This window comes from Desulfosudis oleivorans Hxd3 (assembly GCF_000018405.1).
Classification (GTDB): Bacteria; Desulfobacterota; Desulfobacteria; order Desulfobacterales; family Desulfosudaceae; genus Desulfosudis; species Desulfosudis oleivorans.
On sequence record NC_009943.1, the window covers coordinates 2,929,766 to 2,949,531 of the forward strand.

Genomic DNA, 19,766 nt, shown 5'->3' on the forward strand with positions numbered 1-19,766 from the left:
AATCTTAACCGCCTCTTTGTCCCCTTATTCCAACCGTTCCAGGATCTCGGCGGCCACCTTTTCGCCGGACAGCAGCATACCCCCGAAAATAGCGCCCATGCGGGGGCCGCCAAAAGTGGCGTTGCCCGCCATACCGGCCACGTAGAGGCCGGGATAGACCTCCCGGGTGTTCTCCAGGGTGAGGGACTCGGCCCGGTCCGACCACATGGATTTTTCCCCCTCGATTTTGCCGCTGTCAGTCCGCAGGGTGCCGGGCACCTTTTTTGCCACCACGTGCACCACCTCGGTGGCATGGCCTGTGGCGTCGATCACAAAAGAGGCCCGCATGGCCAGGGGATCCACGTGCAGGCCGGCCATCTCCACCGGGGACCAGTTGAGCACCAGGCCCACAATCCGGTCGGGCCGGATCATCACGTCCTCAACGGTAACGCAGTTAAAAATGGCCACCCCGGCTTTGGCCGCCTGGGAGGTCAGGGTGGAGATCGCCTCCACGGCATCGGCGGTATAGTAATCTTCCGCGTAAAGCCTGTAACCGATCTCCATGGCGTCCAGCACATGCAGGGCGCTCTTCTGCACCACAATCTCGTTAAACAGCATGGCGCCTCCCCACATGCCGCCGCCGATGCTCAGCTTGCGCTCGAAAAGCGCCACCTTGCGGCCGGCCCTGGCCAGGCGCCAGGCCGCCACCAGACCGGACGGCCCGCCGCCCACAACCGCCACATCCACCTCAAGGTTGGCAATCAGCTTTTCGTAAAAACGGTCGATAATGGCCCGTGATATGGTCACCTCGTTAAGTTCCATGGATTTAACCTTTCTGTTCTATAAATTATGCCAGCTTCCGTACACCCGCTTTAAATCGAAATCGGGATCGACAATCCCCCTACGGATTTGTCATCCGGTTATGGGTCTTGACGGCGCAGAGCTCCCCGCACATGGTGCACACCGATTCTTCCTCAGGATGGCTTGCCTCCCGCCGCTGTCGGGGCAGGCAGGGGTCAATGGCGGCCTGGTACATGCCGCGCCAGTCCAGTGCCTTGCGGCAGGCCGACATTTGCATATCGCGGTCCAGGGCGCCGGGCACCTTTTTGGCAATGTCTCCGGAGTGGGCCGCGATTCGAGCGGCAATCACGCCCACGCGCACATCGTCGATGTCCGGCAGACAGAGATGTTCCGACGGGGTTACATAGCAGAGAAAATCGGCGCCGGCAGCCGCTGCCACGGCGCCGCCGATGGCGCCGGTGATGTGATCATACCCCGGCGCGCAGTCCGTGGTCAGGGGCCCCAGAACGTAAAAAGGGGCCCCGCCGCACAGGGCTTTCTGCATTTGAACGTTGGCACCGATCTGGTCAATGGGCACATGGCCCGGCCCCTCAATCATGACCTGAACGTCGGCGTCCCGGGCCCGCCGGGCAAGGTCTCCCAGCACCACCAGTTCCTGAAGCTGGGCCCCATCCGATGCATCGGCCACGGCGCCGGGGCGCAGGCCGTCTCCCAGGCTCAGGGTCACGTCATAGGCCGCGGCAATCCCGAGCAGCCGATCAAACTCTTCATACAGGGGATTTTCCTTCCGGTGATCATGCATCCAGGCCGCCAGCAGGGAACCGCCCCGGCTGACAATGCCGGTCACCCGCCTGTCGGCCCCGGCCAGGGCCGCGGCCTGCCGGGTCACCCCGCAGTGGACCGTTATGTAGTCCAGGCCTTCGGCGCACTGCCGCTCAATAGCGTCAAACAGCATGTCCGGCGTCATTTCATAAAAGGCCCGCGATTCAGCGCTGAGCCGGGCCGCCACCTCGTAGATGGGCACGGCCCCCACCATCACCGGGGATTTTTCCAGCACCATTTTCCGTACCGCAAAAAGGTCACCGCCGGTGGAAAGGTCCATCACGCTGTGGGCGCCGGCGGCAACGGCGGTCTGAAGCTTGCGCTCCTCTTCGGCAACATCATGATGCTCCGGAGAGGTGCCGATGTTGGCGTTCACCTTGGTGCGCAGCCCGGAGCCGATGCCCACCGGGGCAAACCGGCGGTTAACATTGCCGGGAATCACGATGCGGCCCGCGGCCACGCCATCCCGCACCGCCTCGGGTGAAAGGCCCTCGCTTTTGGCAACGGCCGCCATTTGTTCGGTTACCACGCCCTGTTTTGCCCTGGCCACCTGTGTCATGTCTTTCCTCCTCATCGGAATCGGGATCGGGATCGATATCGAATCGTATGACTCATCAATAAAACGAACAAAGGGCCGTCCCCCTGCGGGAGACGGCCCTTCTAGCATAAACAACCATACCGCTGCAATTTCCCTACGCTGGCATTACCCAGACCAGGTTCAAAGGGTATGTTCTCAGGCTTTCTGTCGCCACCCCCAATCCTGCATCAACACATTCTTTTTAAAGAGCGAATGCCGGTGGTGGGCCGTGAAGGAATCGAACCTTCAACCTCCTGATTAAGAGTCAGTTGCTCTGCCTAGTTGAGCTAACGGCCCGAACAGCATCAATTTCGTAATTTACATACATGGTGCCCCCTGCTTTGTCAACACTCTTTGACCGCCGTTTTCCAAATTTTTTCTTTACTCGCCGGTTGGGCCCACCCCTTGCAAAAACCCGGCGCACCATTTATGGTGGGCTATAAAAGCAACCCATACTTCTGTTATTCACAAATTTTGTGAAAATTTGGCACTCCATTTTGTTCGTCCGTCGATCAAAATGTGATTTAAATGTCAGGAACTCTTTTATCAAACGGAAACAGCATGAAGATCAGACTGATCAACCCGGCCCAGTTGGATGCCAAGGGGCGGGTGGTTAAAATCAACCGGGAGTTTGTCTCCGGCCTGACCCTGCCGTATGTGGCGGCCCTGATTCCCGGCGGCCATGACATATCCATTATCGAAGAGTCGGTGGAGAGAATCGACTTTGACGATCCCGTGGACCTGGTTGGGCTGACCGCCATCTCCTGCCGGGCCCCACGGGCCTACTGGATTGCCGACCAGTATAAAAAACGGGGCGTGCCCGTTATTATGGGCGGATTTCACGCCACGGCCCTGCCTGAAGAGGCCCTTTCCCATTGCGACGCCGTGGTAAAGGGAGAGGCCGAAGGCGTTATCAATCGAGTGATTGAAGATGCCGTCAACGGCAGAATGAAGGGCATCTATGAACAGAAAGCGCCCCACCCGCTTGAAGGACTGCCCACGCCCCGCTATGACCTGATCAACCGGAAAAATTTCTTCATGCCGGCTAATCCCGTACAGGCCACACGGGGATGTCCCTACCACTGTGATTTCTGTTCTGTCTCCCCTTTTTTCGGCAGCCGCCATAGAAAACGGCCGGTGGCGGATGTGCTGGCCGACATGGCGGCCGCCGGCCCCTACCTGGTGATTGTCGACGACAACCTTATGATAGACCGGGACTACGCCCTTGAACTGTTTACCGCCATGAAGCCCCTGAACAAGGTGTGGATCGGCCAGGTAGATGTGCGGTCCGCCGCGGACGGCGAGTTGATGAAGGCGGCCGCGGACGCGGGATGCAGAATGCTCTACCTGGGCATTGAAACCCTGGACAAAGTCTCTCTGGCCAGAACCGGAAAAACACCGAACCTTCATACCGATGCCCAGGCGGCCCTGATGCAGATCAAGCGACATCACATAGATGCTTTTGTCAGCATGATCATCGGATTTGACAACGACACCGTGGCCACGGCCCGGCAGATCGTCGAATTCTGCGACCGAATGCGAGTGCCCATTCTGTTCCTCTATATCCTGACGCCCATTCCCGGTTCCCCCATGTTTGAGCGGATGCAGCGTAACGGCACGCCCCTGAAGCCGGGATGGCACCTGTATGACGGCATGCATTCGGTGTTTGACACCCCGTCTCTCAAATCGGCGGAACTGGAAACGCTTTACATGGCCATACAGAAAAAAATTTATACCATGCCCAGCATTCTTCGCCGGAACTTCTTCCCGCCTCATCTCTTTCTGTTGTTTTTGAACCTGTGGGCCCGCAAAAACGTTCACAGCGGTCTTCATCCCTGGATGGGCAACACCCGGTGGCGCCGACAGTTGGATATTATCCCTTTGCTAGAGCCCCTGACCAAGCCGTGGATTCGAAAAATATCCCGACTGCTGAGGTTTACGGAGGGCCGCTTCACCAGCTGACAAAAAAACAGCTCGGCCCGTTGACCCGGAACCGAACCTTGTATATCATCGGACTATCCGCAATCGTCATGGGAAAGGAAGTGCTCCAAAAACCATGAGACTGTTCGCCGCATACCTTCTTCTCCTTTGCCTGGTGCCGGCCACCGGCGACGTTCCGGCCAGGGCCGACATCCGTCAACCGGTGGCCGCCGGCACCTTCTACCCGGCCGACCCCGAAGCACTGTCGCGGCTGATCACCGACCTGACCCGACAGGCGGAAAAAACCGCCGTCAAAACACCGGCAGAAAAGCCCCTTTGCGCCCTGATCCTGCCCCACGCCGGTTATGTATATTCAGGGCTGACCGCGGCTCACGGGGCACTGGCCTTGAAAAACAGGCGATTTAAACGGGTCGTTGTAATGGCCCCGGACCACTGCGCGGGCATCGGCCAGTGCGCTGTCACCGGCGCGGACGCCTGCCGGACCCCCATCGGGATCATTCCGGTTGGCACAAAGACGGCAGCCCGCCTGAAGCAGTCAAAACTATTTGTCACCACGCCACCGGCGTCGGAAAACCGGGAGCATGCCGTTGAGGTGGTGCTGCCGTTTCTGCAGGCATGGCTCAAAGATTTTTCCCTGGTGCCGGTGATCACCGGACCTGTGGCGCCGCAACGCCTTGCCGGCACCATTGATTCCGTGCTTGACGAAACCACGCTCCTTGTGGCAAGCTCTGATCTCTCCCATTACCTTTCCCAGGCCCGGGCAAGGGAAAAAGACCGGGAGACCATAAACATGATACTGCAAGGCCGGACCGGCAGCCTTGTCAGTGAGCCCGACCGCGCCTGCGGCGCCATTCCCATTGAAACGGTGCTGCACCTGGCAAAACGGCATAACTGGCAGCCGGTTCTGCTGCACTATTCCAACAGCGGTGACACGGCAGGCCCCACCGACCGGGTCGTGGGATACGCGGCTGTTGCCTTTTACGGAGAAACTGACATGACAAAGAGAATCACCCAGAAGCAGGGAAAAGCCCTGGTGGCCCTGGCCCGTAAAACTATTTTTGACCGGTTGGGCATGGACGAAGGGGAAGCCCCGGAAGGCATTGAAAATGAAAAGGTGCTGCACACCCCCTGCGGCACCTTTGTCACCCTGACCCTGGATGGGGAGTTGCGGGGCTGTATCGGCAGCCTCACGTCGGACGACTCGATTCTTGAAGGGGTCCGGCGCAACGCCATTAACGCGGCCCTTTACGATCCCCGCTTTTCGCCGCTGACCCAGGAAGAGGCCCGGCGCATGGCAGTGGAGGTCAGCGTGCTGACCGAGCCCCAGCCCCTGGCCTACAAGGACGCAAAAGACCTCCTGTCCAAACTGTCGCCGGGCACTGACGGCGTCATTCTCAAAAAGGGACTTTTCAAAGCCACCTTCCTGCCCCAGGTGTGGGACCAGCTTCCCGATGCCGGTGAATTTCTGTCCCACCTGTGCGCCAAGGCGGGCCTGCCGGAAAACGCATGGGAGCAGGGGGGGCTGGAAGTCTCCACCTACCAGGTGCAGTCTTTTGAAGGTACTGAATAGCCCGGTTAACTCCCTGATTCTGGCCACCGGCGTATCGTCGGTGGTCACCCAGCTGCTGACCATCCGCGAGTTCCTGGCCCAGTTTGCCGGCAACGAATGGACCATTGCGGTGGTTTTTTTCAACTGGCTCGTGCTCGGCGGCCTGGGCACCTTTCTGGCCCGGCCGGCGGGCCGGGGCCTGCTCCCTGTTTCGCCGGCGGCGCTGGCCCGGCTCTCCATGGTCGCAGCGGTCCTACCGGTGGTCCACCTGCTGGCCATCCGGATCCTGCGTGACCTTTTTTTTACCTTTGGCACCCAGGCCGGGTTTTACGGCCTGCTGACCTTCTCTTTTTTCACCACAGCCCCCTACTGTCTGCTGATCGGGTTTCTGCTGCCCTACAGCCTCCTGGTGCTCCGGTCCCGGGAGCCCGGCTATGCCGGCGCCTCCGTTTACATGACCGACAACATCGGGGACGTGGCCGGCGGCGCCTTGTTCTCCTTTGTGCTGATTTTTCTGGCCACCCCCATGACGGCCCTGATGATCACGGGCTTTTTCCTGCTGATCGCCGCCCTCTGGCTTTTTACCACGATAAGACAAATGCGGGCGGCCACCCTTGCGGGGGCCGGTGCCGCGGCCCTCATCCTGATGGCCGGCCTGGCTGTTGAGCAGGCCACTCTGGCGCCGGGCCAGGGAGAGGTCGTTCATTACAAAGAGTCCCGCTACGGCCGCATCGTGGTTACCCGCCACCAGCTTCAGCACACCCTTTTTGTGGATGGCCGGCCCGTGGCCGGCACATCCGATCCCCAGGCCGCCGAAGAAATGGCTCACTATCCCCTGGCCCAGGTCGACACGCCCGGCCGGGTGCTGCTGGTGTCGGCCCTGTCCGGCATCCTTGGCGAAATTGAAAAACACCGGCCCGGCCATATCGACTACGTGGAACTGGACCCGGAAGTGGCCGGCGCCATGTTCCGGTTCGACCTGCTCTCCCCGGCCCCCAACGTGACCGTGATCCACCAGGATGCCCGGCGCCTGCTGGCCGGTCCGGGCCCGGCCTATGACGCCATTATCGTCTGCCTGCCCGAGCCTGACACCTTTCAGCTCAACCGGTTTTACACCGAATCTTTCTTTGTTCAGGCCCGCCGGCGGCTTTCCCCCGGCGGGGTTCTGGCCTTTGCCATGGAGGGGTTTGACGCCTACGTGGCCGAAGCCGACCGGCGAAAGCTCTCCACGGTTTACAACACCGCGGCCCGCACCTTTGCCCACGTGGCCCTGGTGCCCGGCGGAAAGACCTTTTTCCTCTGTTCGGACCGGCCCGTGACCCTGGACATTCCGGATCGCCTTGAAAAAAAGGGGGTTTCCACGGCCCATGTATCGGGATATTTTCACGGTACAATCACACCCCGGCGGGTGGCCTACCTTTCCGCCCAAATCGACCCGGTGGCCCCTGTCAATACCGACCTCTCCCCGGTCCTGATGCAGCAAATGTTTACCCGGTGGTTTTCCCTGTTCGGCCAGTCCCCGGCCCCCTTCTTCCTGGCCGCCGGCCTGGTGCTGGCCGTCTGGCTGGTCCGGGCCTCGGCCGGAGAGGTGGTGCTCTTTTCCAACGGCTTTGTTCACATGGCCGCCGAGATCCTGGCCATCTTTGCCTTCCAGATCTTTTTCGGCTATATTTACTTTCAAATCGGCCTGCTGGTGACGGTGTTTCTGGCCGGTCTCCTGCCCGGCGCGTGGATGGGACAGCGCCTGCAACAGCGGTCAAAAACAACCATTCTGGGGACAGACGCCCTGCTGATCGTGCTGGTGGGAGGGTTTGCCCTTCTGCTGTACGGCATAAAGGCAAACCTCAGCCCCTGGGCCTACCTGGTGTTCGGCTTTGCTGTCTCCTGGGCCTGCGGATTCCAGTTTGCCGCCATTCTTCAACGGTTCGGCGACACCCATAAACTTGCCGTCAACGCCTTTTCCGCCGACCTGGTGGGCGCCGCCTTCGGGGCCCTTGCCGCCAGCATTCTGCTGATTCCCCGGTTCGGCCTGGCCGGCACGGCCATAGTCCTGATAGGTCTTAAACTGATCAGCATGCTGGTAATGGGAATGCATCATGAAACAGATCTCCCGGCGTGAATTTCTGGCCGCGGGTATGACGGGCGCGGCCCTGCTCTGCTTTCCCGGCCCGTCGGCGGGGTTTGACCTGTGGGGAACAAAGACCCGCCGGGCCTCCGGCCCTTCTGATATCACGGGGTCGGTGTTTAAAAACAGCGCGCCGGAAACTCCCTGGAAATGGTCTGTCGAAGCCTTTGACTACGTAAAGCATGCCGACCGAAGCGTTACCTGCGCCATCTGCCCCCATGAATGCCGGCTTTTACCGGGAGACCGGGGCCTGTGCCGCTCCAGGGTCAATATCGACGGGGTTCTCTACTCCCTGGTCTACGGCAACCCCTGTTCAATCAATGTGGACCCGGTGGAAAAAAAGCCGCTTTTCCATTTTCTGCCCCGGACCACGGCCTTTTCCATTGCCGGGGCCGGGTGCAACTTCCGGTGCCTCAACTGTCAGAACTGGGAGATCTCCCAGGCGACTCCGGAAACACTGCGCCACTACGAGCTCTTTCCCGACGGCGTGGTCCAGTCGGCCGGGCAGGCCGGCGCCGCGTCCATTGCCTACACCTATTCGGAAGCGGTCACCTTTTTTGAATACATGTACGACACCGCGCGCCTGGCCAGACAACAAGGCATCAAAAGCCTTCTGATCTCCAACGGGTATATCAGCAAAAATCCGCTTTCGGCCCTGTGTGACGTCATCGACGGGGCCAACATTAACTTAAAATCCTTTGACGACGCCCTCTACCGCAAACTCAACGGCGGCCGGCTGGCCCCAGTGCTCGACACCCTTGAAACTCTGCACCGGCGGGGGGTTCACCTGGAGGTCACCCACCTGGTGGTGCCGGGCTATACCGACGAGGAGTCCCTGTTCCGGCGGATGTGCGCATGGATTGTCGAGGCCCTGGGGCCTGATCACCCCCTTCACCTGCTTCGCTTTTTCCCCCAGTACCGGCTCAACCGCCTTGCCCCCACCCCGGTGGAGGTCCTGACCCGGTTCCGAAACCTTGCCATGGCCGCCGGCATCCGCTATGTTTACGTGGGCAACGTGCCGGACCATGAAGGGGTCCATACCCGGTGCCCCAACTGTAACCGCGTGCTGATTTTCCGCCACGGGTACAACGTGACCCAGCCGGGCATAAAAAACGGCCGGTGCGCCGCGTGCGGCACCGCCATACCCGGGGTGTGGGTTTGAATGCCCTTCTTTTGGTACTTTTCTTGCCGCCAAAAAAAGTACCCTGATAAGCAAAACAAGGGAAAATGAAAATTAATGGGGTCGATTGCGATCCCGATAGCGATGTCGATTACAGACCGGCGACATACAAGGACCCGTGAAACGTGAAAAAACAACCCAGGCTGCTGCTGACCGGCGCATTCAAACCGTTTGCCATTGACAACATTTACAGCCGAAAGGAGTCCATTCCCGAGCTGTTTCACAACCAGATCACCCATTTCCAGGGCATCTACTCCCCCCGCATTCACTATCCCACCTACGGCCTTCACCTGATAGGGGCCAATGTGCCGGCGGATGTGACGGTGCTTGACTTTCCCACCTGGCCCCGGTTTATCGCGGAAATCAAAAAGGGGTATGACTATGTGGGCATCGGCTCCATCATTCCCAATTTTTACAAGGTCAAGCGCATGACCGAGGCCATTCGCGAATACGCGCCGCAAAGCAAAATCATTATCGGCGGGTTTGTCGCCATGCTGCCCGATCTTGAAAAAACCGTTGAGGCAGACCATGTCTGCATCGGCGAGGGCATTCGGTTCGTGCGCGAGCTGCTGGGGTTTTCCCCTGATTTTGACTTTGTCCATCCGGACGTGGGCAACCGCACCCTCCAGGTGCTGGGCATTCCCACAAACAGCTACCTGCCCTGCCTGGTAACGGCCCTGGGCTGCAACCGGGGGTGCGACTTCTGCTCCACCACCCATTTTTTCGGCCAGAAGCACCATATGCTCCTGGACACGGGAGAGGATGTCTTTAAGGAGATGGTCCGGCTGGAGCGGCGCCACCGCACCGTGGCCATGGGCCTGGTGGGGGACGACAACTTCACCGCCCATGTAAAAAGGGCAAAAGAACTCCGGGACCTGATGGTAAAGCATGAAAAGCCCTATTCCTACGGCACCTTCGGGTCGGCCGACGCCCTGCTCCGGTTTGATCCAAAAGAGATTGCCGAAATGGGCGTCGACACCTTGTGGATCGGCCGGGAAAGCAAATTCCAGACCTATGCCAAGAACGCCGGCGCGGACATGAAAACCCTGGTGGACGAACTGGGGCGATGGGGCGTGCGCGTGATTCTCTCCTCCATTCTGCTGCTGGACTGCCATACCCCGGAAAACATATGGGAAGAGATCGACGATCACATCGCGGCCCGGCCCGCCTTCAGCCAGTTTGCCCATCTCTCGCCCGTGCCGGGCACACCGCTTTACGAACGATTAAACAGGGAAAACAGAATACTGGAGGGCATTCCCTACGAAGAGTGCCACGCCTTTAAGCAGCCCTGGTTTTTCCATCCCCGGTTTTCCCTTCACCAGGCTGAGCAGATTCAGCGCGCGGCCTACTTAAAGGAGTTCCACGAGCTGGGCCCGGGCCTGGCCCGGCTGATTCATACCACCTTCCGCGGGTACCTCTCTTTTAAGGGATCGGGCTCGGCCCCGCTTGAAAAACGGGCTCGGCTCATTGAAAAACGGATGTGGTTCTACAAAAGCGCCCTTTACGACATGGAGCTGCTGGCGCCGGATGAAAAGCTGCGGGCCGTGGTCCGGGACATTCGCAAAGACGTGGAACTCATGGTGGGCCGGCTGACCGCTTTTGAAAAAAGCGTGGCCATGGCCGCCTTTTCCATGGGTACCGCCCGCAAAGGAGCCACTGCCCTGTTCGGCGACGTGATTCAACCCAAAACCACGTATCATCACTATCCGGCGGACTGGAAGCGGGCGGAATAAAACAGGCCTTTTTTGAAATGAAATGGGAATTACTGCCGCAAAAGTGTCTGGCGCACATGGAGAAAAAAAGTTCTTAGAAAATCGGGATGGGCAAACAGCTGGCGGCTGTACCAGGCGGCAAATTCCCGGGGATTGCGAAACGGCAGGCGCAACAGGTTCTTAAAATAGGTCAGGCTCTGAATGCGCCGCAGATCCTTGCTGGTAAAATCGGCGCCGCTTAAATCGGACTGAAAATAGTTGTTGCCCCCCTCATAGGCGTAGGTATCGGATATAAGGCCCTCGTCCACGCACCGTTTCCACAGCTCGGAGCCGGGAAGGGGGTTGTAGATAAACGGCACCAGGTAATCCGCCCCCAGCAAAAGCGCGTACCGCATGGAGTTTTCAATCTGGGCCAGGGTCTCGCCGGGAAACCCGATGATAAAATAGGCAACCGTGGCAATACCTGTCCGCCGGGCCAGGGCCGCCACATGCCGGGCCTTGTCCAGGGTAAAGGGCTTGCGCACATACCGCGCGAACGAGAGCGGATCTCCGGACTCAATGGCCAGGGTCAGTTCATAACAGCCGCTTTTTTTCATCAGGGCCAGCATTTCCTCGTCCAGGGTCCAGAGGGCAATGCCGTTGGGCGTGTTCCAGGGCATGGTAAGCCCCCGGTCGATCATGCCCGAGAAGATCGCCTTTGCCCGGTTTCGGTCCGCGGTCAGGTTGTCATCCTGCCACTTTAACTCCTGAATGTTGTACCGGCTTTTAAGATGCTCAATCTCGGCGAGCACGTTTTCGGCGGACCGTTTGCGAAACCGTTTGCCCCAGTGAAGATGGGAGGAGCAGAACGGGCAGCCAAACGGGCAGCCCCGGCTGGACACGATGGGCGTGTTTCTCTTTTTTCGCCAGTGCAGGCCCATGGGCACCGTTGCCGCAAAATAGTTTTCCATGGGCAGAAGATCTCTGGCTGGCAGGGGAAGCACATCCAGATCCTCTATCCATGTGGTGCGGGGATTGACCTGAACCCCGCTTTTGGTGCGAAAGGCGATGCCGTCGATATCCTCGATCCGGCCGCCGCTGTTGTGGGCTTCAATGATCCGTTCCAGCCCCAGCTCCCCTTCGCCCAGCACCACGTAGTCAATGTAAGGATGCTCCAGGGTCATTTCCGGCAGAAAGGAGGGGTGGGTGCCGCCGGTCACAACGATCATCTCCGGGTCGATCTCCTTTTTGACCCGGCGGGCAATCTCGGTTACGCAGGAAAACTGGCTGGAAAAAATACAGGAGAGGCCCACCATGTCTGGCGCAAACCCGCGGATGCGGGCCAGAATATCGTCATAGGGCAGGCCCACCCGCTCAATCTTTTCGCTGACCGCCACCCGGCGGGCGCCGTTTTCGGCCAGGCAGTCCAGAAGCTGCACCTCCACCCGGTCCCGAATATGGGCGGCCAGAGACGCAATGCCCATGGGCGGGCAGACCATGGTATCCACGTGGCGAATGTCGTGCATGGGCGGAAAAATCAGCATCACCCGCCTGACCGACCGCAGGGTTCGAACGGTCATTGCCGTCCCTTTCGATCCGCTGTCCGTACGACTCTCCTGTTGATAAACACCTGCAGCCGAAACTTCCAGAGGTTTTGAAAAAAATCACGCAGAAAAACCGGCCGAAAGATCAGACGGCGGCTGTACCAGGCCAGAAACTCGGCCGGGTTGCGAAAGGGAAGCTTTGCCAGGTTGGTCAGGTAGGCCCTGCCCTGAAGGCGATACACCTCGTCAATATCAAAAAGCTGGGTATCAAAATCGGGTTTGAAAAAATTGTTGGCATCCTTGTAAGAGTAGCCATCGGTGACCAGACCCGTTTCAACGCATTGCTGCCACAAATCGGAGCCGGGCAGCGGCGTATAGACAAAAGGAGAAAGATAATCCACGCCCAGGTCCAGGGCGTAGCGCATGGAATTTTTAATCTGGTCGATGGTCTCTCCGGGAAACCCGAGAATAAAATAGGCCACCGTGGCAATCCCCCTCTCCCTGGCCAGGCCGGCGATTCGCTTTGCCGTGTCCAGGGTAAAGGGTTTGCGTACGTATTTTTCAAAGGAGGCCGGGTCCCCGGACTCCACGGCCAGGGTAATTTCAAAGCATCCGCTCTTTTTCATCAGGTCCAGCATTTCTTCATCCAGGGTCCAGAGGGCGATGCCGTTGGGCGTGTTCCACGGCATGACAAGCCCCCGGTCGATCATACCCGAAAAGATCGCCTTTGCCCGGTTTCTGTCCGCGGTGAGGTTGTCGTCCTGCCACTTTAACTCCTGAATGTTGTACCGGGTTTTCAGGTGTTCGATCTCGGCCAGCACGTTTTCCGGTGACCGTTTGCGAAACCGCTGGCCCCAGTGGCGCCAGGAGGAGCAGAACGGGCAGCCAAAGGGACATCCCCGGCTGGACACAATAGGGGTGTTGCGGGTTTTGCGCCAGTGAAACCCCATGGGCAGCCGGGCGGAAAAATAGGTCTCCATGGGCAGAAGGTCCCGGGCCGGGAGAGGAAGGGTGTCCAGGTCCTCTATCCAGGTGGTGCGGGGGTTGACGTGAACGCCGTTTTCGGTGCGAAAGGCGATGCCGTCGATGTTGTCGATCCGGTTCCCGCTGTTGTGGGCCTCGATAATCTGTTTCAAGCCCAGCTCGCCCTCGCCCAGCACTACGTAATCCACCGCGGTCCGGGTCAGGGTCTGCTCCGGCAGAAAAGAGGGGTGGGTACCGCCGGTGGCGATCACCATGTCGGGATCAATCTCGTCCCGAATACGGCGGCTGAGCTGTTCCACGCAGGCGATCTGGCCGGAAAAAATGCAGGAGATGCCCACCATGTCAGGCGCGCAGGCCCGGATTCGGGCGAGAATCTCGTCCGCGGAAAGGCCCACCAGTTCCACCTCCCGGTTGACCGGCGCGGCCTGCCGATACCCCTCGGCCACGCAGTCCAGAAGGGAGACCTCCACCATGTCCCGAATATAGGCCCCCAGGCAGGCAATGCCCATGGGCGGCACCACCATGGTGTCGATGAGCTTGACATCGTACATGGGCGGAAAGAGCAGCATCACCCGCCGAATGGGGCGCAGGGGTCTTGAAATATCCGCCATCTATCTATTCCTTTTTACAAACAGGCTGGATTGTCTGATGCCGCTGACGATTATGCTCCGGGTATTCCAGAGCACTTTGAGAAAATCCACCAGAAACCAGGGGGCTGTTAGCAGCTTGCGGCTGTAGTTGGCCATAAACTCCCGGGGGTTACGAAAAGGAAGCTTTGCCAGGTTTTGAAGGTAAGCCATGCCCTGCACGTAGCTGACTTCATCCCCACCGCCGGAGACTTTACCGTCAGGCCCGGCACTCACCAACGCACCGGGATCCATATAGTTATTTGATCTTTCATATTGAAGGCTGTCAGAAAGAAACCCCTTTTGCATACACTCCTGCCACAGTTCCGACCCGGGAAGGGGGTTGAAGATAAAGGGCACCAGGTAATCCACCCCCATACGAAGGCCGAACCGTATGGAACTTTTTACCTGCCGCACGGTTTCTCCGGGAAACCCCAGAATAAAATAGGCGACTGTGGTAATCCTCCGTTCTCTGGCCATTCTTGCCACCTTAGCGGCCTGATCCAGCGTAAAGGGCTTTTTAACAAATCTCCGAAAGGTCTCCGGATCGCCGGATTCAACGGCCAGGGTGATTTCAAAACACCCGCTTTTTTTCATCAGGTCCAGCATTTCCCCATCCAGGGTCCAAAGGGCAATACCGTTAGGCGTGTTCCACGGCATGACAAGCCCCCTGTCGATCATACCCTGAAAAATGGCCTTTGCCCGGTTTCTGTCCGCGGTGAGGTTGTCGTCCTGCCACTTTAACTCCTGAATGTTGTACCGGCTTTTCAGGTGTGTGATCTCGGCCAGAACGTTTTCGGCGGATCGTTTGCGAAACCGCTGGCCCCAGTGACGCCAGGAGGAACAAAACGGGCACTTGAAAGGGCATCCCCGGCTGGACACGATCGGGGTATTCCTCACTTTTCGCCAGTGAAGCGCCATGGGAACCTTTGCCTCAAAATATGTTTCCATGGGCAGAAGGTCACGGGCCGGAAAGGGAAGCGTATCCAGGTCCTCTATCCAGGTGGTGCGGGGGGTGACTTGAACCCCATTTTCGGTGCGAAAGGCGACACCGTCAATATCTTCAATACGTCCCCCGCTGTTATGCGTCTCGATGATCTGTTTTAACCCCAGTTCCCCTTCGCCCAGGACCACATAATCCACATCAGCTTCAGACAGGGTCTGCTCCGGCAGAAAAGAGGGGTGGGTGCCGCCGGTGACAATCACCATGTCGGGATCCACCTTTTCCCGGATTTTCCGGCTCAAGTCCTTCACGCAGGCAAACTGGTTGGAAAAAATACAGGAGAGGCCCACCATGTCCGGCCTGTAGGCTCGAACCCGTGCAAGAATCTCATCGTCAGACAGCCCTACCCTGGCAATATGCCGGGCCACCGATACCTTCTGCCGATATCCCTCGGCCACGCAGTCCAGCAGGGCCACATCCACCATGTCCCGGACATAGGCGGCCAGGGAGGCAATGCCCATGGGTGGCACCACCATGGTATCAATAATCTTAACATCATGCATTGGCGGAAATAATAGCAGGACACGCTGAACAGGACGAAGAGGCGTACGGCTCATCTTAATAGCGATCTCCCTGGTTTCCATCCATAAATGGCCTTTTCTCATTTCTGGGTTGGAAACCTTTGTCGTGTCCTCATAATAGATGGATGGATGGATACTCCTTAATTCGTGCCGGGGGGATAGCCCGGTACGCAGGCACCGCAGGTAATTTACGCCGCCCACTATAACGCAAACCGAAAGGGTAAAAAAGGAAAAAATTAGATTGACAAGCACCGACTTACCGATGCATAATAGCAAATTTAAATTCTCGAAGACTTTTTATTTTTGAAGGAGAAACAACAGTGGCAAATCACAAATCATCATTAAAACGGGCAAAACAGGACATTGTACGGAACACGCGGAACAAGTCCCGAAAAACCGCTTTGAAAACCATCACCAAGAAGGTGGACGCCCTGGTGGCCGACGGTGCGGCGGAAGACGCAAAAACCACCCTGCTGGCGGCCCAGAAGCTGTTTGACCAGACAGCGGCCAAAGGCACCATCCACAAAAAAACCGCGTCCCGGAAAATCTCCCGCCTCACCCGGCGGGTAAACGCCGCCGCAAAATAGTTTCCTTTGTTGTGTCCTCATAAGCAATGGATGGACACGAAATAACACGAACAACCGGCCGTGGTCAGAAGTCGGCCGTCATTCGGTTGTAGATGGTTTCCGCCATTTTTTCTGAAAGCCGCATAATTGCGGCTTTCTTGCTTTCCTCGGTCAGATAGGCCGCATCCCCGGCCACTTCATAGGTCTCCCTGTCCGCCAGGCCCCTGACCGACCACAGCACCTCGCCGCCCCGGGACACCAGTTGGACATCCAGCACGGCCCGCACCCGCATCTCGTCGGCGGCATACCGGTCCCGGTGCGTAATCGTATCAGTGGCAAGAGAGACGACCACCCCGGTCAGCCGGGCCTCCGCCTCGGCCTCGCCCACCAGGTCCACGCCGCTCCGCCGGGTAAATTCATACACCAGGCTGTTTGAAAAGATGCTGCCCGCGTCGGCCCTGGATGTGCGGTTTTCAAAAACAACCACACAGACCGACCCGATGCCGCCTGGCATGGCGCCGCTTCCCGCCAGCCGGTACCCGCAGCCGGCGAAATGGCAGGCCACGACCCCCAGCAGCCCGAACATCACGATACGCATTATAAAAAAATGGCTTCTCACATCGATTCTCCCCTGGATGTTCTCTTCCTATGGCCTTTAGCTCAGTGATCCAATTTTATCAAAAACTGTTGTGGGACTATAAAATGAATTTCTATCGGGTAAATAGGGCATAAATGGTTGATCCCGCCCGTTGCAACGCAGCCGAGCGCGAACACTTTTTTCGGATTAAGCGGGCAGGCTGTTTGAGCACCGCAAAGCGGGCGAGTTCCTGCCCGCGCCGAAAAAAGTATTCGCGCGAGGGAAGCCGAAGGCCAAGTTGCAGGGCGCGGTTCTTTTGGTACTTTTCTTGCCGCCAAGAAAAGTACACGGACCGGCTAAACCACAATATTGACCAGCTTCCCCGGCACCACAATCACCTTTCTGACCGGCTTGCCGGCCACAAACTTCTGTGCCTGTTCACAGGCCAGGGCCTTTGCCTCAAGGGTTTTGACGTCGGCATCCGCCGGCGCGGTAAACCGGTCCCGCAGCTTGCCGTTGACCTGGACCACCACCAGGACCTCCTGCTCAGCGGCGGCCTCGGATGAGAATGCGGGCCAGGGGTGACGCAGGATGCTTTCCGTGTGGCCCAGGCCGGCCCAGAGTTCCTCGCATAGGTGGGGGACGATGGGGGAAAGCAGAAGGATCACGGTTTCCGCGGCATGCCGCATCACCTGCCGGGCCGTGGGGTCCTGCCGGTCGCTGATGGTGTACATCTCATTGACCAGTTCCATGACAGCACTGATGGCGGTATTAAAATGAAACCGCTCCTCGATATCCGCCGTAACCCTGCCAATGGTCTGGTGGGTCTTGCGATAAAGCCCCTGCAGGGCATCGGGCAGGGCCGTCACATCGCCTTTATAGGGGGCCACGCCGTCAATGGCGTCCATCCACTCCACAAAAAACCGCCATACCCGGTTTAAAAACCGGTAAGACCCCTCCACGCCCTGGTCGCTCCACTCCAGGCCCTTTTCCGGCGGCGAGGCAAACAGGCAGAAGAGCCGGGTCACATCGGCCCCGTATTTGTCCAGCAGGAAGTTGGGGTCGATGACGTTCTTTTTTGACTTGGACATCTTTTCCACCCGGCCCACGGTCACCGGGCCTTCACACTTGACGCACACCAGGTCCCCGGCGTCGGTCTTTCCAACCTCTTCCGGGTACAAAAACCCGTGGGCTTCGCAGGCGTAGGTCTCCTTGCACACCATGCCCTGGGTCAGCAGCCGGGTAAAGGGCTCCTTGAAGTCCACCAGGTCCAGATCGTGGAGAACCCGGGTAAAATAGCGGGAGTAGAGCAGGTGCAGAATCGCGTGCTCCACGCCGCCGATGTACTGGTCCGCCGGCATCCAGTACCGGACCGCTGCCGGGTCGAATATGGCGTGGTCGCATTCCGGGCTGCAGTAGCGCAGGTAGTACCATGACGAATCCACAAAAGTGTCCATGGTGTCGGTCTCCCGCCGGGCTTTTTTCCCGCATTTGGGGCAGACGGCCGACACAAAGGATTCCAGCACCGGCAGCGGGGAACGTCCCCCTTCCAGAAGATCGGCATCCTCGGGCAGCACCACGGGCAGGTCGGCCTCGGGCACCGGCACGATGCCGCAGGCGTCGCAGTGAACCATGGGGATGGGGGCTCCCCAGTACCGCTGCCGGGAGATGCCCCAGTCCCGCAGCCGGAAACTGACGGTTTTTTTGCCGATGCCCTTTTCCTCCAGGTATTCGGCAATCGCGTCCAGGGCCGCCCCGCTGTCAATGCCGTCAAAGGGGCCGGAATTGATCATCACGCCCCGGCCGGTGAAGGCCTCGGTCATGATTTCAGCGGCCAGGTCGGCATCCGCCGGCTTGACCACCACCACGATGTCCAGGTCGTACTTTTTGGCAAACTCAAAATCGCGCTGGTCGTGGGCCGGCACGCTCATGACCGCGCCGGTGCCGTACTCCATCAGGGCGAAGTTGGCGGTATAAACCGGCATGGACCGGCCGGTGACCGGGTTGACACAGAAGGCGCCGATAAACACGCCTTCCTTCTCATAGGATTCCACAGCCTTGCTGGTGCGGTCGGTAAGGGTCATCTTCTCCACAAAGGCGTTGACCGCGGCCTCCTGTTGGGTGCCCGCGGCAAGCTGCGTCACCAGGGGGTGTTCCGGCGCCAGGCAGAGAAATGTGGCCCCGAACACCGTGTCCTGCCGGGTGGTAAAGACCGGGATCTGAATATCGCTGTCCTTTACCGGAAAACGAATCTCAGCGCCCACGCTCTTGCCGATCCAGTTTTTCTGCATGGTGGTGACCCGCTCCGGCCAGCCGGGCAACTGGTCGCAGTAAACCAGCAGGTCTTCGGCATAATCGGTGATGCGGAAAAACCACTGGGCCAGCTTTTTCTGCCTTACGGCATGGCCGCACCGCCAGCACGCCCCGGCCTCCACCTGTTCGTTGGCCAGCACCGTGGCGCAGGTGTCACACCAGTTGACAAAGGCGTCTTTCCGGTAGGCCATGCCCTTTTCATACATTTTGACAAACAGCCACTGCTCCCACCGGTAATAATCGGGGTCGCAGGTGGCGATCTCCCGGTCCCAGTCATAACTGAGCCCCATCCGCTTCAACTGGGCCCGCATGTAGGCGATGTTCTCCCGGGTCCACCGGGCTGGATGCGTGTTGTTGGCAATGGCCGCGTTTTCCGCGGGCATGCCAAAGGCGTCCCATCCCATGGGGTGAAGCACGTTAAACCCCTTCATCATCTTATAACGGGCCACCACGTCGCCGATGGTATAGTTTCTCACATGGCCCATGTGAATCCGGCCCGACGGATAGGGAAACATCTCAAACAGGTAATACTTCTCTTTTTTTCCGTCTTCCGCGGCCCGGAAGATGGCGGTTCTGTTCCAGGTCTCCTGCCATCTGGCCTCAATCTCCCCGGGCCGATAGGTATCGCTGATGCCGCTCATTGCAACACACCCTTTTTATGTTTGCCTGTGCCTGCGCTCCAGGCGCTGTTATCGCGGTTGAATCCACCGCGTTTGAAAATACCGGCGGCAGAGCGCCTGTATGGAGCAGGCGCCCGGCCGGCAATGCTTCTCCATTATCACCAAGCACCGGAAAAAATCAACCGTAACCTTGGCCCGAATGCCGATAAACGTCACATGCCCGGCCGTCAATGTGAAAAACCATTGACTTGACTCCGTCAATCCACTATTTATCTGGCTATATTTAGCAATCTGGAACAGCAGGTCACTTCACCCGCAATCAACACGAACACACACAGGACATCGCC

Annotated in this window: 13 protein-coding genes, 1 tRNA gene and 1 riboswitch; of the genes, 6 read left to right on the plus strand and 8 right to left on the minus strand. The window is 58.7% G+C overall.

Annotation, left to right across the window (positions count from 1 at the left end; all coding sequences use genetic code 11):
• Positions 1–24: 24 nt before the first annotated feature.
• From DOLE_RS12440 to DOLE_RS12450, 3 genes are all read right to left on the minus strand, one after another.
• Positions 25–801: a sulfide-dependent adenosine diphosphate thiazole synthase gene (locus DOLE_RS12440; protein ID WP_012175842.1), complete on the minus strand. Its 777-nt coding sequence runs from the start codon at positions 799–801 to the stop codon at positions 25–27.
• Between the two features lie 79 nt (positions 802–880).
• Positions 881–2,161 (minus strand): phosphomethylpyrimidine synthase ThiC, encoded by a 1,281-nt coding sequence (gene thiC / locus DOLE_RS12445; protein ID WP_012175843.1) that lies wholly within the window; start codon positions 2,159–2,161, stop codon positions 881–883.
• A gap of 113 nt (positions 2,162–2,274) precedes the next feature.
• Positions 2,275–2,368: riboswitch (TPP riboswitch) on the minus strand.
• A gap of 31 nt (positions 2,369–2,399) precedes the next feature.
• Positions 2,400–2,476, minus strand: a tRNA-Lys gene (locus DOLE_RS12450).
• Between the two features lie 264 nt (positions 2,477–2,740).
• On the opposite strand from DOLE_RS12450, the gene DOLE_RS12455 reads away from it, so the two are divergent.
• The 5 genes from DOLE_RS12455 to DOLE_RS12475 all read left to right on the plus strand — a co-directional run bounded on the left by DOLE_RS12455 (position 2,741) and on the right by DOLE_RS12475 (position 10,707).
• Positions 2,741–4,141, plus strand: a complete 1,401-nt coding sequence (locus DOLE_RS12455) for a B12-binding domain-containing radical SAM protein (protein ID WP_041280549.1) — start codon at positions 2,741–2,743, stop codon at positions 4,139–4,141.
• Positions 4,142–4,235: 94 nt separating this feature from the next.
• The gene (gene amrB, locus DOLE_RS12460; protein WP_012175845.1) at positions 4,236–5,690 is read left to right on the plus strand and encodes an AmmeMemoRadiSam system protein B; all 1,455 of its coding nucleotides are present in this window, start codon (positions 4,236–4,238) and stop codon (positions 5,688–5,690) included.
• Positions 5,674–7,788 (plus strand): spermine/spermidine synthase domain-containing protein, encoded by a 2,115-nt coding sequence (locus tag DOLE_RS12465; RefSeq protein WP_012175846.1) that lies wholly within the window; start codon positions 5,674–5,676, stop codon positions 7,786–7,788. The genes amrB and DOLE_RS12465 overlap by 17 nt, the downstream gene beginning before the upstream one ends.
• Entirely contained in the window at positions 7,766–8,956 is a 1,191-nt protein-coding gene (gene amrS / locus DOLE_RS12470; RefSeq protein ID WP_012175847.1) for an AmmeMemoRadiSam system radical SAM enzyme, read from the plus strand. Before DOLE_RS12465 ends, amrS begins: the two co-directional genes overlap by 23 nt.
• 143 nt (positions 8,957–9,099) lie before the next feature.
• Positions 9,100–10,707: a B12-binding domain-containing radical SAM protein gene (locus DOLE_RS12475; RefSeq protein WP_012175848.1), complete on the plus strand. Its 1,608-nt coding sequence runs from the start codon at positions 9,100–9,102 to the stop codon at positions 10,705–10,707.
• Between the two features lie 29 nt (positions 10,708–10,736).
• Here the strand turns inward: DOLE_RS12475 and DOLE_RS12480 are convergent, their stop codons facing one another.
• The 3 genes from DOLE_RS12480 to DOLE_RS12490 are packed head-to-tail and all read right to left on the minus strand — an operon-like array spanning position 10,737 to position 15,325.
• Positions 10,737–12,245 carry a B12-binding domain-containing radical SAM protein gene (locus DOLE_RS12480; protein ID WP_012175849.1) on the minus strand — a complete coding sequence of 503 codons (1,509 nt, stop codon included), beginning with the start codon at positions 12,243–12,245 and terminating at the stop codon, positions 10,737–10,739.
• The gene (locus DOLE_RS12485) at positions 12,242–13,804 is read right to left on the minus strand and encodes a B12-binding domain-containing radical SAM protein (protein ID WP_012175850.1); all 1,563 of its coding nucleotides are present in this window, start codon (positions 13,802–13,804) and stop codon (positions 12,242–12,244) included. Before DOLE_RS12485 ends, DOLE_RS12480 begins: the two co-directional genes overlap by 4 nt.
• Positions 13,805–15,325: a B12-binding domain-containing radical SAM protein gene (locus tag DOLE_RS12490; RefSeq protein WP_232362706.1), complete on the minus strand. Its 1,521-nt coding sequence runs from the start codon at positions 15,323–15,325 to the stop codon at positions 13,805–13,807.
• 338 nt (positions 15,326–15,663) lie between these two features.
• On the opposite strand from DOLE_RS12490, the gene rpsT reads away from it, so the two are divergent.
• Complete coding sequence (gene rpsT / locus DOLE_RS12495; RefSeq protein WP_012175852.1) at positions 15,664–15,930, plus strand: 30S ribosomal protein S20; 267 nt, start codon at positions 15,664–15,666, stop codon at positions 15,928–15,930.
• Between the two features lie 64 nt (positions 15,931–15,994).
• Here the strand turns inward: rpsT and lptE are convergent, their stop codons facing one another.
• Together lptE and leuS are read right to left on the minus strand one after the other, a co-directional pair.
• A complete protein-coding gene (gene lptE, locus DOLE_RS12500; RefSeq protein WP_012175853.1) occupies positions 15,995–16,528 on the minus strand; it encodes an LPS assembly lipoprotein LptE in 534 nt (177 codons plus the stop codon).
• Positions 16,529–16,842: 314 nt separating this feature from the next.
• Positions 16,843–19,440: a leucine--tRNA ligase gene (gene leuS / locus DOLE_RS12505; RefSeq protein ID WP_012175854.1), complete on the minus strand. Its 2,598-nt coding sequence runs from the start codon at positions 19,438–19,440 to the stop codon at positions 16,843–16,845.
• Positions 19,441–19,766: the final 326 nt, after the last annotated feature.

Bases quoted from the DNA above. Each gene is read 5' to 3' on its own strand.
- DOLE_RS12455 (WP_041280549.1), top strand. From the start codon at position 2,741: ATGAAGATCAGACTGATCAACCCGGCCCAGTTGGATGCCAAGGGGCGG.
- DOLE_RS12490 (WP_232362706.1), bottom strand. From the start codon at position 15,325: ATGCATGATGTTAAGATTATTGATACCATGGTGGTGCCACCCATGGGC.
- amrS (WP_012175847.1), top strand. From the start codon at position 7,766: ATGAAACAGATCTCCCGGCGTGAATTTCTGGCCGCGGGTATGACGGGC.
- DOLE_RS12485 (WP_012175850.1), bottom strand. From the start codon at position 13,804: ATGGCGGATATTTCAAGACCCCTGCGCCCCATTCGGCGGGTGATGCTG.
- DOLE_RS12440 (WP_012175842.1), bottom strand. From the start codon at position 801: ATGGAACTTAACGAGGTGACCATATCACGGGCCATTATCGACCGTTTT.
- leuS (WP_012175854.1), bottom strand. From the start codon at position 19,440: ATGAGCGGCATCAGCGATACCTATCGGCCCGGGGAGATTGAGGCCAGA.
- DOLE_RS12480 (WP_012175849.1), bottom strand. From the start codon at position 12,245: ATGACCGTTCGAACCCTGCGGTCGGTCAGGCGGGTGATGCTGATTTTT.
- amrB (WP_012175845.1), top strand. From the start codon at position 4,236: ATGAGACTGTTCGCCGCATACCTTCTTCTCCTTTGCCTGGTGCCGGCC.
- thiC (WP_012175843.1), bottom strand. From the start codon at position 2,161: ATGACACAGGTGGCCAGGGCAAAACAGGGCGTGGTAACCGAACAAATG.